Annotated in this window: 12 protein-coding genes; 6 read left to right on the top strand and 6 right to left on the bottom strand. The window is 66.8% G+C overall.

Going from position 1 to position 13994, the window contains the following annotated elements; genetic code table 11:
- Positions 1-7: 7 nt before the first annotated feature.
- Both CSEG_RS12250 and CSEG_RS12245 read left to right on the top strand, forming a co-directional pair.
- Positions 8-2203 carry a beta-glucosidase family protein gene (locus tag CSEG_RS12250; RefSeq protein WP_013079549.1) on the top strand — a complete coding sequence of 732 codons (2196 nt, stop codon included), beginning with the start codon at positions 8-10 and terminating at the stop codon, positions 2201-2203.
- A 13-nt stretch (positions 2204-2216) separates the two neighbouring features.
- Positions 2217-3782 (top strand): carboxylesterase/lipase family protein, encoded by a 1566-nt coding sequence (locus CSEG_RS12245; protein WP_013079548.1) that lies wholly within the window; start codon positions 2217-2219, stop codon positions 3780-3782.
- Positions 3783-3975: 193 nt separating this feature from the next.
- Here the strand turns inward: CSEG_RS12245 and CSEG_RS12240 are convergent, their stop codons facing one another.
- The 3 genes from CSEG_RS12240 to CSEG_RS12230 all read right to left on the bottom strand — a co-directional run bounded on the left by CSEG_RS12240 (position 3976) and on the right by CSEG_RS12230 (position 7255).
- A complete protein-coding gene (locus tag CSEG_RS12240; RefSeq protein ID WP_013079547.1) occupies positions 3976-4773 on the bottom strand; it encodes a MipA/OmpV family protein in 798 nt (265 codons plus the stop codon).
- A gap of 206 nt (positions 4774-4979) precedes the next feature.
- Positions 4980-5831 (bottom strand): SDR family oxidoreductase, encoded by an 852-nt coding sequence (locus tag CSEG_RS12235; RefSeq protein WP_013079546.1) that lies wholly within the window; start codon positions 5829-5831, stop codon positions 4980-4982.
- Between the two features lie 107 nt (positions 5832-5938).
- Positions 5939-7255: an MFS transporter gene (locus tag CSEG_RS12230; RefSeq protein ID WP_013079545.1), complete on the bottom strand. Its 1317-nt coding sequence runs from the start codon at positions 7253-7255 to the stop codon at positions 5939-5941.
- Between the two features lie 51 nt (positions 7256-7306).
- Between CSEG_RS12230 and CSEG_RS12225 the strand changes: the two genes are divergently transcribed.
- From CSEG_RS12225 to CSEG_RS12215, 3 genes are all read left to right on the top strand, one after another.
- Entirely contained in the window at positions 7307-8338 is a 1032-nt protein-coding gene (locus CSEG_RS12225; RefSeq protein ID WP_208854784.1) for an AraC family transcriptional regulator, read from the top strand.
- 342 nt (positions 8339-8680) lie between these two features.
- Positions 8681-9595 carry an SDR family oxidoreductase gene (locus CSEG_RS12220; RefSeq protein WP_013079543.1) on the top strand — a complete coding sequence of 305 codons (915 nt, stop codon included), beginning with the start codon at positions 8681-8683 and terminating at the stop codon, positions 9593-9595.
- A gap of 168 nt (positions 9596-9763) precedes the next feature.
- Positions 9764-10789, top strand: coding sequence for an SDR family oxidoreductase (locus CSEG_RS12215; protein WP_013079542.1), 1026 nt, complete (start codon positions 9764-9766; stop codon positions 10787-10789).
- Between the two features lie 231 nt (positions 10790-11020).
- Here CSEG_RS12215 and CSEG_RS12210 read toward each other — a convergent pair whose 3' ends face one another.
- A complete protein-coding gene (locus CSEG_RS12210; RefSeq protein WP_053463817.1) occupies positions 11021-11932 on the bottom strand; it encodes a LysR family transcriptional regulator in 912 nt (303 codons plus the stop codon).
- 96 nt (positions 11933-12028) lie between these two features.
- On the opposite strand from CSEG_RS12210, the gene CSEG_RS12205 reads away from it, so the two are divergent.
- Positions 12029-12748, top strand: coding sequence for an SDR family oxidoreductase (locus CSEG_RS12205; RefSeq protein WP_013079540.1), 720 nt, complete (start codon positions 12029-12031; stop codon positions 12746-12748).
- Between the two features lie 103 nt (positions 12749-12851).
- Here the strand turns inward: CSEG_RS12205 and CSEG_RS12200 are convergent, their stop codons facing one another.
- Positions 12852-13148: a putative quinol monooxygenase gene (locus CSEG_RS12200; protein WP_013079539.1), complete on the bottom strand. Its 297-nt coding sequence runs from the start codon at positions 13146-13148 to the stop codon at positions 12852-12854.
- A gap of 50 nt (positions 13149-13198) precedes the next feature.
- Positions 13199-13930: an alpha/beta hydrolase gene (locus CSEG_RS12195; protein WP_041538609.1), complete on the bottom strand. Its 732-nt coding sequence runs from the start codon at positions 13928-13930 to the stop codon at positions 13199-13201.
- Between the last annotated feature and the right edge of the window lie 64 nt (positions 13931-13994).

Here is a 13994-nt window from a genome sequence, read left to right as displayed (position 1 = left end):
GACCGCCATGAACCGCTCCCTGACCGCCGCCGCCAGCCTCGCGGTGCTCGCTGTCGCCTCCGCCGGCCACGCCCAGGCGTCGCGGCCCTGGATGAACGCCAAGTTGTCACCGGACGAACGGGCCGCCCTGCTGGAAAAAGAGATGACGCTGGACGAGCGCATCGGCCTGCTGCACGGGCCGATGTCGATGCCGATCTTCGGCATCAAGAAGCCCGAGGGCGCGATCGGCTCGGCCGGCTATATCCCTGGCATCCCTCGGCTGGGCGTGCCGGCGGTCAACGAGAGCGACGCCAGCCTGGGCGTGACGAACCCACTGGGCGTGCGCCAAGGTGACGGGGCCACGGCGCTGCCGTCGGGCCTGTCGCTGGCGTCGACCTTCAACACCAAGCTCGCCTATGACGGTGGGGCGGTGGTTGGCCGCGAGGCGCGGGCCAAGGGCTTCAACGTCCAACTGGCCGGCGGCGTGAACCTGGCCCGCGATCCGCGCAACGGCCGCAATTTCGAATATCTCGGCGAGGATCCCTGGCTGGCGGGCAGCCTGGCCGGCGCGGCGATCAAGGGCGTGCAGGACCAGGGGATCGTCTCGACGGTTAAGCACTTCTCGCTGAACGGCCAGGAGACCAAGCGGCACTTCGCCAACTCGGTGATCGACGAGGCGGCCCATCGCGAGAGCGACCTGCTGGCCTTCCAGATCGCCATCGAGAAGGGGCGGCCGGGCTCGGTGATGTGCGCCTATAACCTGGTCAACGGCGACTACAGCTGCGGCAACAACCACCTGCTCAACGACGTCCTCAAGCGCGATTGGGGCTACAAGGGCTGGGTGATGTCGGACTGGGGCGCGGTCCACGCCACCGACTACATCCTCAAAGGCCTGGACCAGCAGTCGGGCGAACAGCTGGACGCCAAGGTCTGGTTTGGCGCGCCGCTGAAGGCCGCCGTCGAGAAGGGCGAGGTTCCGGCCGCGCGCTTGTCGGACGCCAGTCGTCGGATCCTGCGCTCGATGTTCGCCGCGGGCCTGTTCGACAAGCCGGTCGAGCCGGGCGGCGCGGTGGACTACGAAGCCGGCGCCGCCGTCGCCCAGGCCGCGGCGGCCGAGGGGATCGTGCTGCTGAAGAACCGCGATGGCCTGCTGCCGCTGGCCAAGACCGCCAAGACCATCGCCGTGATCGGCGGTCACGCCGACGCCGGCGTCCTGTCGGGCGGCGGCTCGTCCCAGGTCGTGCCGCCTGGCGGCGCCAAGCGCGTTGTGCCCCTGGGCGGGGAGGGGATGATGGGCCCGTTCCGCAGCCAGTACTTCAACGGCTCCTCGCCGTTGGCGGCGCTGCGCAAGGCCCTGCCGGAGGCCAAGGTGACCTTCGACGATGGCCGCTATGTCGCCTCCGCCGTCGCGGCCGCCAAGGCCGCCGACGTGGTCATGGTGTTTGGCAACCAGTGGATGGGCGAGGGCGAGGACGCGCCCGACCTGTCGCTGCCCGACGGCCAGGACGCTCTGATCGCCGCTGTCACCGCCGCCAATCCGAACGCGATCGTCGTGCTGCAGACCGGCGGTCCGGTGTCGATGCCCTGGCTCGACCAGGCCGGCGCGGTGGTCGAGGCCTGGTACTCGGGCGCGAAGGGCGGCGAGGCGATCACCGACTTGCTGCTGGGGACGGTCAATCCGTCGGGCCGCCTGCCGATGACCTTCCCCGCCTCGATCGACCAGTATCCGCGCGCGCAACTGCCGGGCCTGACCGTTCCGGACAAAACCCGGTTCGATGTCGTCTATTCCGAGGGCGCGGACGTCGGCTACCGCCGCTTCGCCACGACCGGCCACAAGCCGCTGTTCCCGTTTGGCCATGGCCTGTCCTATACGAAGTTCGCCTATTCGAACCTGAAAGTGACCGGCGGCGACACGCTGACGGTCAGCTTCGACGTCGCCAATGTCGGCCAGCGGGCCGGCAAGGACGCTCCGCAAGTCTATCTGACGGGCGTCTCGGGCAAGACGCTCCAGCGTCTGATCGGCTTCGACAAGATCACGCTGGCGCCCGGCGAGACGCGCCGCGTTACGCTGACCGCCGACCCCCGCGTGCTGGCCAGCTTTGACGCAAAGGCCAACCGCTGGAGCTTGACGGGCGGCGACTATCAGGTCGCCGTGGGCGCCTCCTCGGCCGACCTAGCCTTGCGGGGCGCGGCCAAGGTCAAGGCGCGGACGCTGAAGCCGTAACGGGAGGATACAGATGATCATCCGCACCATCGCCACCGCCGCGATCCTGGCGGCGCTCCACGCCGGGCAGGCCCTGGCGGCCGACCCGACCGCGACCACCACCTTCGGTCCCGTCGTCGGGGAAACTTCTTCGGGCGTCGCCGCCTTCAAGGGCTTGCCGTTCGCGGCGCCGCCGGTCGGCCCGCTGCGCTGGCGCGCACCCCAGCCGCCCAAGGTCTGGACCGCGCCGCGAGACGCCAAGGCCTACGGCGCCGACTGCATGCAGAATCCGTTCCCCGGCGACGCCGCGCCGCTGGGCGTGAAGCCGGCTGAGGACTGCCTCTACGCCAATGTCTGGACGCCCGAGGCGGCGCTTAAGGACAAGATCAAGCGACCGGTGATGGTCTGGATCTATGGCGGCGGCTTCGTCAATGGCGGCAGCTCGCCGGCCGTCTACAGCGGCGACCGCTTCGCCCGCGACGGGGTGGTGCTGGTCAGCTTCAACTACCGTGTCGGCCGTTTCGGCTTCTTCGCCCACCCGGCCCTGACGGCGGCGGGAGCCGATGGCGGGATGCTCGGCAACTACGGTCTGATGGATCAGATCGCCGCCCTGACATGGGTGCGCGACAATATCGCCGTCTTCGGAGGCGATCCCAACAACATCACGGTCTTCGGCGAGTCGGCCGGTGGCATGTCGGTTCACGCCCTGCTGACCGCGCCCCAAGCCAAGGGCCTGTTCCAAAAGGCCATCATCCAGTCTGGCGGTGGACGCCCGCGCCTGCTTCCGACCTTGCCGCTGACCGCGCCGGCGGGGCAGCGCTCGGCCGAGGCGTCGGGCCTGGCCTTCGCGGCCAAGGCGGGCGTCTCCGGGACCGACGCCGCGGCGCTGGACGCGCTTCGGGCCTTGCCGGCCGAGACGGTGGTCGACGGCCTCAACATGGCGACCTCGAATACCCCAACCTGGGGCGGCGGGCCGATGCTGGACGGCAAGATCATGACCCGGGAGCCGCTGGCGGCCTACAGGGCCGGAGCCTGGACGAAGATGCCGGTGATGGTCGGGGCGACCAGCGCCGACGGCTTCTTCTTCGGCGGAAGTCGCGACCAGGTCTTCGCGCCATTTGGCCCGCGCCGGGCCGAGGCCGAGGCGCTGTACGATCCCAAGAGCGATGGCGACATCAAGGTCTATGGCTGGGCCGCCGCCGGCGATCGCATGTTCATCGAGCCTGCTCGCGCGGTGGCGCGCGTGATGGCGGAGCAGGGCGCGCCCGTCTATCAGTTCCGCTTCTCGTACGTGGCCGAGAGCATGAGGAGCCAGTGGTGGGGCGCGCCGCACGCCACCGAGATCCCCTTTGTGTTCGACACGGTCGACGCCCGCTATGGCGCGGCGCTGACCCAGGCCGACGCGGCCGCGGCCAAAGCGGCCCACGCCTATTGGGTTGGGTTCGCCAAGAGCGGCGTCCCCAGCGCCTCGGGCCAGCCGGCTTGGCCGCGCTACGAGGCCGCCACCGACCAGATCCTGGACTTCGCCGCGCAAGGGCCGAAGGCGGAAGCCGATCCGCTCCGGGCGCGCCTCGATCTGGTGGAGGCGACCACGCGATGATGATGGTCGTTGTCGACGCTCACCAGGCGTGGCGCATATGCGAAGCCTTGCCGGCGTTTACGAGGCCGCCTGCGGCGCGTGAACTTCCCTATGGACGGATGACTGGCTCGCAGAGTGTTAAGCGGCCCAATGTGATGGGGAATGGGAGCACAGCTTTGGCGTCGTAGTCTTGAGGACCTTTGGACTGGCGGTCTCAGAAGCGGTAGGCGACCGTGAGAGCGCCGGTAGGCTGCCAGCGACGTCCTTCTGCGGTGATCGGGCTGTCGGCGAAATCGCCGACGAGGTAATTTGCGCCAAGCGCGCCCATGACGCCGAACCTGGGGCTGAACCAGTATCCCGCCGTCAGGCTCACGCCGACATCTCGGATCCCGGAACCTGGGCGGTAGGCCGCCAGCCCGCTGGTGGCGGCCTCGGCGGGGGTGACGCCGAAATAGGTGCGCGCGTAGTCCTGGTTCACCCAGGTCGTCCGCGCGTCCAGCGACAACGAAAATGTGTCGCTGCGGATCGCGGCGTAGCTGGCGCGCGCCGTCGCGAGCAGACCGTCGTGCGCGCCCGAGACATCGTGGACAACGGAGAGTTCCGTCTCCAGGGAGCCTTGTCCTCTTTCGTTTCCGCCGAACCGGTATCCGACGAACGCGCCAGCCTCGATCGCCGTATCGATCTCCGGCAGCAAGCCGACGCGTCCGTCGGCGTCGTTGCGCGGAAGCCGCACGCCGATGACCGGACCGAACCCGAGGCGCGAACCCGAGGCGATGTCGGCGCGAAGGCCTTGTCCGCCGACCTGGAAGTTGACGCCGCGCCAGCGAATGTCGGCGAGCACGGCGGGAAGGACTCGCGCGTCCATTGATCCGTCAAACTCGGGAGCGACGCCCGCCCCGATCGCGACGACGCCGTGCGCCGATGTGCTTGCCTCGATCTCCTGCGCCTGGGCGGCGCAGACGTTCAAGGCGGCGAACGCGCAGGCGAACATGGTCGGGCGAAATACACGCATAGTGGTTCCTTTCGGGACAGGGGATGGGGCCACCGAAGGCGTTCGTCTCGCGCGGCGCGCCTTCGGTGGCCTTGGAGATCGCCCGGGGTGGGGGCCGGTGATCTCCCTCTGAAATCGGGGAGGGAAGGGGGAGGAGGATTCCCTGATCCGATTTCAGACAGGGGCGCGCGGCGCCTCGGCGCCGTCGGCAGGCTGGCCGTTATCCCTCACCCCAATCCGCCGTTCGCGAATACGGTTTGAGCGTCGATCCAGGCGCCGTCCCGCGAGCAGAGAAGCGCGATGACGCCGGCGATGTCTTCCGGCAAGCCCAGGCGACCAAGGGGTGTTTGTTCGGGAATGCCGCGGAGCGCCGCTTCGCCGTGCTGGCGGAGAAGCTGCGTGTCGACGGCGCCAGGCGCCACGGCGTTAACCGAGATGTTGCGACCGGCCAGTTCCTTGGCCAGGACGCTGGAAAAGAGCATCTGGGCGCTCTTGGTGGCGGCGTACGCGCCCGTGGCCGGGGGCGGCGTCTTGATGATGCTCGAGGACAGGCTGATGATCCGGCCGCCGTCACGTGTACGTCGCGCCGCCTCGCGCAGCACGTTGAAGCTGCCTTTGACATTGGTGGCCATCATGCGATCGAAGGCCGCGTCCGTCATCTGGGCGAAGGGGCCGACGTTCATGATCCCAGCGTTGTTGACCACCACGTCAACGCCACCGAACGCCTGGTCATGGGCGTCGAACAGAGCCTTGACCGCCGCGGGATCGGCGACATCGGCCTGGCGAACGATGGCGCGGCCCCCAGCCGCCTTGATGTCGGCCACGACACGGTCGGCGAGATCGCGGTTGGTGAGGTAGTTCACGGTCACCGCAAAGCCATCGCGCGCCAGGCGCTTGGCGGTGGCGGCGCCGATGCCGCGCGAGGAGCCGGTGATGACAGCCGCCCTGCCGACGCCGGGAAGAGCGGTCGGTCCGAACGGGGCCGTCTGGGCCGAAGCCGCGCTTCCCGTGGCGAACGCCGCAGGAGCGGCGGCCGCGAGAGTCATGAACGTGCGGCGTGAGGTATCGGCATCGGACATTCCGATGGTTCCTTTCTCGATATGGGTCGTTTGCTTGCGATGGGTGCGGCCGCGCCTCTAGGTCGGCGGGCAAGGTCTCGTCGTGGGCGGATCAGAGGCGGCGAAAGTCACCGTCGCGCCAGCAAAGGGGCGATGCGCCGGTTCGCGATCAGCAGGGTGACGCCGGTCAGGACGCTCGCGATCGGGACGATCAGCAGTCCGAAGCCAAGGCCATTGGATCCCTGCGCAGCGGTCACCGCGTCGCTGACCATCCCGACGATCAAGGGGGCGAGTGCTGGCCCAAGGAGGCCGGAGCCGATCATCACGAGGCTTGACGCCTGTGCTTGCTTGCCCTCGCCGGCCACGAGATGCGCCGCGCCAAACGCCCATGGCAGCATGAACGAGAAGGACAGCATCCCGGGTACTAGCAGGGCTATCGACAGCCACCCGACCGGGGCGAACAAAGCCGCGCTCGTGGTCATGCTGGCGATCAGGAAGAGAACGGCTGGCGGGCCGAGCACTCTCCCGGTCCCCGAACCGACCGCGCGGTCGAACCAGCGTCCGCCCAGAAGGGTGCCGACGATCCCCATCAGGCCCTGCAGGAGACCAAAGGCCAGCCCCACCTGGCTCGTGCTGAAACCGTGCGTGCGGATGAGGAACGGCGCGGAGAAAGCGTAGAAGGGCGCCGCGGCGAAGCCGAGGAAGATCGCGCCGATAAACAGCCAGCGGAATGCCGGGGACGCCAGCAACCGCCGACTGGATCGCAGGAAAGGTTCACCGTCGGCGGCCGCGCGCCGGAGCGTCGGGGTTGGGCCGGCGGCGAGAAGGGTCAACAAAGCGATCAGCCCACCGATGGCCCCGGCGCCGACCAGGGCGGTGCGCCACCCGACCGTCTCGCCGATCGCTCCGCCGGCGGCGAAGCCGACCATGGTGCCGAGCGGGATGCCCATGGCGAAAAGGCCGATCGCCAGGCCGCGGTGCTCGGGAGGGATTCTGCGGGCGATCAGCGCATGGCCGGCGGGCACCGCGCCGGCCTCTCCAAACGCGACGCCGAAACGCGTGAGCCCCAGCAAGAGAAAGCTGGCCGCGAGGCCGCCGAGCGCCGTCATCGCGCTCCAGAGCAGGATGCACGAAACCAGGACGAAGCGAGGCGATCCTCGATCCGAGGCCCGAGCCAGAGGCAAGGACAGCAGCGAATAGCACACCGCGAAGGCGAGGCCGGTGAGCAGGCCCATTTCGGTGTCGCTCAGACCTAAGTCGGATTTTATCGCCTCTGACAAAATGAATGGAAGTATTCTGTCGATTTGTGAAAATGCGTTTATGAGAAGGAGCGTGATAAGTATCACGAATATGCGCCAGCCTTGCACATACTCATTGCTGCATTGTTTTGAAGTAACTGGTAGTATTATTCGAATATCCGTTGACTGCGCGGCAGCTTCTGTCATGTTCGACGCACTCCTCGCTTGTTCGCATCTTCAAGCTAGATGGAGCGCCTGATGATCAGAATGCCGGAAGTCTCAAAAAACTTGCCTAATCCTGCGACGGGGGATAAGACGGCGGAGGGCCGCGTGTTGCGCTGGCCTCGGAACCCGCCGGAGGTCCGCATGCCGTTATCGCTGTTTGAGGCGGTCAACGCCCATATCGCGGGCCAAGGCGGTGGTCAGGGTGTTTTCCCGACCCCCATCGACAGCTTCAACATCGTCAGCTCGTTCAAGGCGCGAATGCGGATGCGGCAGGTCTACAAGCCTTCGCTCTGTGTTGTGCTCCAGGGCGCCAAGGAAATCACCTTGGGTGAGGAGACCCTGCGTTACGGGACGATGGAGTGTCTGGCGGTCGGCATGACGCTGCCGGCGACAGGGTGCATCATCGAGGCAAGTCCCGACGCGCCCTATATCGGTGTGAACCTCGAGCTCGACGTGGCGATGATCCGCGACGTGCTAGAGCAGCTCGATACCCCGCCGGCGCCGCCTGTCACATCCGGGCCTTGCCTGTTCGTGCGCCGGGTCGATGAGCCTTTGGCCGAGTGCGTCCTTCGCCTGCTGCGGATGTGCGAGACGCCAAAGGCGATCCCGATCCTCTTTCCGTCCATCATGCGCGAGATCTGCTACTGGCTTCTGAGCGGCCCGAATGGCGGCGAACTCTGCAAGCTGGCCGAGCCTGAGTCGAACGCCGCCCGGGTCGCAAAAGCCCTCCACCTCATGCATGAGGATATCGCCCGGACGCTGCGCATGGAGGAATTGGCGCAAGTGGCGCGAATGAGCCTTTCGTCCTTCCATCAGCACTTCAAGGCCATGACCTCCATGACGCCGCTGCAGTTCCAGAAGCAGTTGCGCCTGCTCGAGGCGCGACGCCTGATGGTGATGGAGGATGTGAACGTGGCCGACGCCGCCTATCAGGTCGGCTACGAAAGCGCGTCTCAGTTCAGCCGGGAGTATTCCCGGACGTTTGGCGTCGCCCCGAAGCGTGACGTCATGAACCAGCAGCGCCTCTACAGTGAATATGTCGGTCGCAGGCCGCAGACCGCGTAGCCGCCCTGGTCGAGGGGATCGCTCCGACAATAAGGCTCACTAGGCCCCCTCCTACTTCCGCGCCCGTCTGGGGTTGATGCGGGCGCCGCGCAACCGCGTGAGCCTCGGATCGGGGCGGAACAGTTGGTTGCGGTCGTGTGAGGCTTCCCGCCTCCGCCGATGCCGGCGTCGGTGCTCGCGACCGAGCTTGTTGTCTGGGCGGAGGATTGGGCAGGTTTTTTGAGGGTTCCGGCATGGCGAAATCGCCGCGCCGAAGGCATCTCGGCCGGAAGATGAGATGCGGGCTCGTCGCGGCGCGACAGGCTCGACGTCAGCCAAACTCCTGCGGAGGCCCTGACCGGCATGACGAAGTGGACGACGAAGAAAATCCCGTCGCAGAAGGGCCGCCTGGTCGTCGTTACTGGTACGGGCGGACTGGGCTATGAGGACGCGTTGGCCTTGGCCCGCGCCGGCGCCAGCGTCGTGATCGCAGGGCGCAATCCGGAGAAGGGCGCCAAGGCCGTCGCGGCCATCAGGGAGACCGTTCCGGGAGCGACGGTGCGGTTTGGTCAAGTGGATCTCGCGGATCTCGCCTCGATCGCCGCTTTCGCCGAGAAGCTCTCGGGGGAGCAGGATCAGCTCGACCTTCTGATCAACAATGCTGGGGTGATGACCCCGCCGCAACGTCGACAAACCCGCGACGGCTTCGAGCTTCAATTCGGCACAAACTATCTCGGCCACTTCGCACTCACGGCTCATCTGCTCCCGCTGCTGAAGAAAGGCCGGAGCCCGCGCGTCGTGACGCTCGGCAGCATCGCGGCGCGCGGCGGTGCGATCGACTTCGATGACCTGCAGGCCGAGCGCGACTACAAGCCGTTTCCGGTCTACAGCCAGTCGAAGCTGGCTTGCATCCTGTTCGCCCGGGAGCTCAGCCGACGGAGCGGGGCCGCGGGGTGGGGCGTCGCGAGTATTGGGGCGCATCCGGGCGTCACGCGCACCGATCTGATCCTCAATGGCGCGGGCCGATCAAGCCCCTCCGCCATGTTGCGACGCTTCCTGCCCTTCCTGTTCCAGCCCGCATGGCAGGGCGCGCTGCCCACCCTGTACGCGGCGACCGACCCCGCGGCGCGGGACGGCGCCTACTATGGGCCGGACCGACTGAGTGGAACACGCGGTTACCCGACCGAGGAGAAGCCGCCCGAGCAGGCGCTGGACGCCAATGTCGCCGCCCGTCTTTGGGAGACGTCCTTACGCCTTACGAACGTGACCTTCGCGTGACGCCCGACCGCCGCGGGCCTTTGGACCGACGGCGCATCGGAATGGCCAGACCCTATGGCCCTGGGTAGCGCACTTGTAGCGGAAGCCTCGGATGGCGGGGCGTTGCTTTGGCCGACCTGGCGCGTGCCAACGGGTTGACGAGCATCGGTGTCAAAAAGGAACTCCACTATGATTCCGAAGCGCGTTCTGGTCACCGGCGGCTCCGGTTTTATCGCAGGGCACTGCATCCTCCAGCTTTTGGAGCAAGGCCATTTCGTCCGTTCCACCATCCGGTCGCTGGCCAAGGAAGGGGGCGTGCGCGGCGTCCTCGAAGGCGCGGGCATGGTTCATGCCGACAGGCTGAGCTTCGTCGCGGCCGATCTGCTGCGCGACGACGGCTGGGCGGAGGCCGTCGCCGGTATGGACGTCGTCCTGCATGTCGCCTCGCCGGTCCTGCCCGGAAGGGTCGCGAGCGAAGACGCGGTGATCGTTCCCGCGCGCGAAGGCACGCTGCGCGTGCTGCGCGCCGCGCGCGAGGCGGGTGTCAAGCGCGTCGTTCTTACCTCCGCATTTCACGCCGTCAGCTGGGGACATCCGCATGACGGCCATGTGTTCACCGAAGCCGACTGGACCATTCTGGATGGCCCCGGCGTCGATGCTTACGGCAAGAGCAAGACCCTCGCCGAACGCGCGGCCTGGGATTTTATCGCCGCCGAGGGGGGCGGTCTGGAACTGACCACGATGTTGCCGGTCGCGGTCATGGGACCCGTGATGGGCAAGGACGTTTCCGGCGCAAACCACATCGTCCAGCGCATGCTCGACGGCGCGATGCCTGTGGTCCCGAACCTTTTCATACCCGTGGTCGATGTCCGCGACGTCGCCAGCGCGCATATCATGGCGATGACCAACCCGGCCGCGGCCGGTGAGCGATTTCTGCTCTCCAACGGACGAGCGCTCAGTCTGAAGGAGATCGGCGCCACCATCAGGGCCGCGCTTGGCGACGCGGCCAGGCAGGTCCCCACTCGCGCACTCCCCGATTTCGTGGTGCGCATCGCCGCGCGCTTCAACGCCGAGATGCGTCCTTTCCTTCACGACCTCGGCTACGCCAAGAAGACCTCGAACGACAAGGCGCGGCGCGTGCTCGGCTGGACCCCGCGTGAACCCCGCGAGGCGATTGTGGCGGCGGCGACTTCCCTGTTTGGGAGAACTGGCTAAACCGTCAGCCCCGGCCCAACGCCGCGCCGCGTGGCTCGATCGACCGTCAACCCTTGGGCCACGTCGAGCAGATCGACCTCTAGCGCATAAGCCTGCCAGCCTGAGCGCGGTCCGAGTGTACGACGCGCCTCCACTGAACTTCGTGTTCCGGAGGGGCGCCAACGGCAGCAAATTGGCGCAGCGCCGCCGTAAAGTGTGAAAAGCGCAAACTCGGTCCAAGTTGGATTTCGGTCACCTGCAGGACGCTGGCGCCAGTGTCGCGCTGAGGAAATCCAGGAAGACGCGCACCTTGCCCGGCAAATGGTGGCGAGACGCGTAATAGGCATAGAGCGGGAAGCGCTCCTCCGCCCATTCGTCGAGCACGGTCACCAGGCGGCCGCCCTCGAGCCAAGACTCAAGTCCAAGTTCAAAGCTCTGGAAAAGTCCCGATCCTGCTTCGCAGGCCGCCAGCGCTGCGGAAGGATCGTCCAGCATAAGTCGGCTGGTGACGGAAACCTCGACCGCCTTGCCGCCACGTTGGAACTCCCACGTGAACGGGCGTCGCGACTGGGGATCTCGAAACAGGATGGCGTGATGCCCTGCGATATCAGCCGGCTCCCGGGGGCGGGGACGCCTCTCCAAATAGGCTGGAGCCGCCACGGTAAGCACCCGCGTTTCCAGGAGTTTGCGGGCGATCAGTCCCGCGCCTAGCGGAGGGCCGAAGCGTATGGCGATATCGACACCGCCGCCGAGCATGTCCTCGAAGGCGTTGGTGACGCGAAGGTCGAAGGAGAGTTCGGGATAGCGCGCAAGTAGCTCTGGCAGACGCGGAGCCAGCACGATACGCGCGAACCACGGATCGACGCTCAGTTTCAACCGGCCGCGGACCTGGGCGGAATCGGCCGCCGCCGTCTCCGCAGCCTCGCCGATGGCGGCGAGCAGGGGCGCCACCTCCGCATGAAAGCGCGCACCGGCCTGCGTCAGCGCCACCTTACGCGGGTGCCGGTCGAACAGCCGAGCTCCTACCTGCGACTCGAGGCGCGCGATAGCTCGGCTGACCCCGGATGGCGTCAAGCCGACAACCTCCGCCGCACGGGCGAAGCCCCCATGTTCGACCACGGCCGCCATGACGCCAACCCCTGAGAGCAAACGCGCATCGAACACCAAGGCTGACTCTCCGTCATCATAGTGATGACAAAGATGCGCTGGAATCGCCGTCGGGCAAGGTGGATTTTACGTTTGGCAGACGGAGGAGTTGGCATGGAAATGAACAAGCAGCGTATGGTCGTGCTCGGTGGCACGTCCGGCATAGGCTTTGCGATCGCTAGGGCGGCGGCCGAGGAGGGCGCTGCTGTCGTCGTCGCCTCAAGTTCTCAAACGCGCGTCGAGGCGGCGGTCGCCGCCTTGGGGGCGAGTGCAAAAGGCTCGTCGATCGACCTGTCGAACGAGGCGGCGACACGCGCGTTTTTCGAGGGCTTAGGCGAGTTCGACCACCTGATCTACACGGCGGGGGAACCGCTGCGCCTGCTTGGATTGGACGCCGACCTGGCCGAGGTCCGCCGATTTTTCGAACTCCGATACTGGGGCGCGTTCGCCGCCGCGAAGTACGGACGCAAATCCATTCGAGAGGGCGGCTCCATGGTGTTCACCTCAGGAACAGCGGGCGCTCGCCCCCTTGGCCCGGGTTGGGCGGCGGCGTCGAGCATCTGCGGAGCCATCGAGGGTCTTACCCGGGCATTGGCCGTGGAGCTCAAGCCGTTGCGCGTGAACTGTGTCGCGCCGGGAGTGGTGAAGACCGACCTGTGGGCGGGTATGGGTGACGACGCACGGGCGGCCTTCTACGCCTCCGAGGCCGCACGCCTGCCTGTGGGTCACCCTGGAGACGTCGAGGAGATCGCTCAAAGCTATCTCTATCTCACTCGCCAGACCTATGTGACGGGCCAGGTGCTGCACGTCGACGGGGGCGGCCTCCTCGTATGACGCGCAGGATTGGGAGCGTCGTGTTCTTGGAGGGATGTCGACGCCAGCAAATGGCGCGGAGAAGACCGACGGCGCAACCCACCGGACTTGCACGGCCGTCTCGTCAGGCGACGGCCGCCTCATCAAGCGACCAGACGGAGCGCTCCGCCAAGGCGGGAATTTGCGCGAGGTAATCCTGGAAGTGAGGCGTGGCATGGTGCGCCTCGACCGCAGTGCGATCGACATAAAGTTCATCGAGCACGAACCGGCCTGGATGAGCCGGATCGACCCACAGGTCGTAGCGCAGGTTACCCGGCTCGGCGCGGCTCGGTTCGACCATTTGTTCCAGTAGCTTCCGCAGCGCGTCGGCCTTGCCGGAGCGGGCGGTGAGCACAGCGATGGTTTTCACCTTGCCTGGCATGACCTGTGTTCTCCGATCGCGTCGACGGGGCGGCGTAGCCCAGACCAGGTCTACTTGACCCCTGCCGCCGCCGTCTCGACAAAGGCTGCGACATCGCGGGGATGCGAAAGCATGACCGCGTGACTGCTCTTGATCTCGACGAGGTTGGCCTTGGCCCGCGTAGCCATGAAGCGTTGGATGGTCGGCGGAACCATGTGGTCTTCGGTCGTCAGCATGTAGCTGACCGGCTTGTCTTTCCAGGCGGCTGCCGTGAGCTTGGGCTGGACGGCGCCAAGCCCCCACGGAACCTGCGCCGCGGCGAGGAAGCGCGTGAGACCAGGATCGACATCGGACGCGAAGGCGCTCGGGAATTTCGCCGGATCGACGATGATGAAGCCGTTGCTTGGCGGGAGCAGCGGTGGGCCGCCCTCCGGCGCGGGTCGCGTCGCGAGCTCGAACACCGACTCGCCAACGTCGGGGGCGAATGCGGCAATATAGGCAAGGCTCCTGACCTTCGGATCAGTCCCGGCTTCGGTGATCACCGCGCCGCCATAGGAATGGCCGACGAGCAGGACCGGCTTTGTCGCCGCGGCGATGACCCTCCGGGTCGCCGCGACATCACCCTCAAGCGTGATCGTCGGATTCTGGACGATCAGCACTTCGTAGCCGTCATGAGTCAGGATGTCGTAGACAGCCCTCCAGCCCGAGGCGTCCACGAAGGCGCCATGCACAAGCACGATCGAGACGGGTTGGGTCGACGGCCTCGACTGGGCCCCAGACGACGAAATGGTGGCGATGGCCATGAACACACCCGCAAGCAGTTGTTTCATCGGAGTTTTCCATTCCTAGGCGCAGCCTTGGGCGCCA

Origin of the sequence: Caulobacter segnis ATCC 21756, from assembly GCF_000092285.1 — a bacterium.
In the GTDB taxonomy this organism is placed as follows: Bacteria; Pseudomonadota; Alphaproteobacteria; order Caulobacterales; family Caulobacteraceae; genus Caulobacter; species Caulobacter segnis.
Note: the sequence above shows the minus strand (reverse complement) of the source record. Positions and strands in the feature narration are given on the sequence as shown.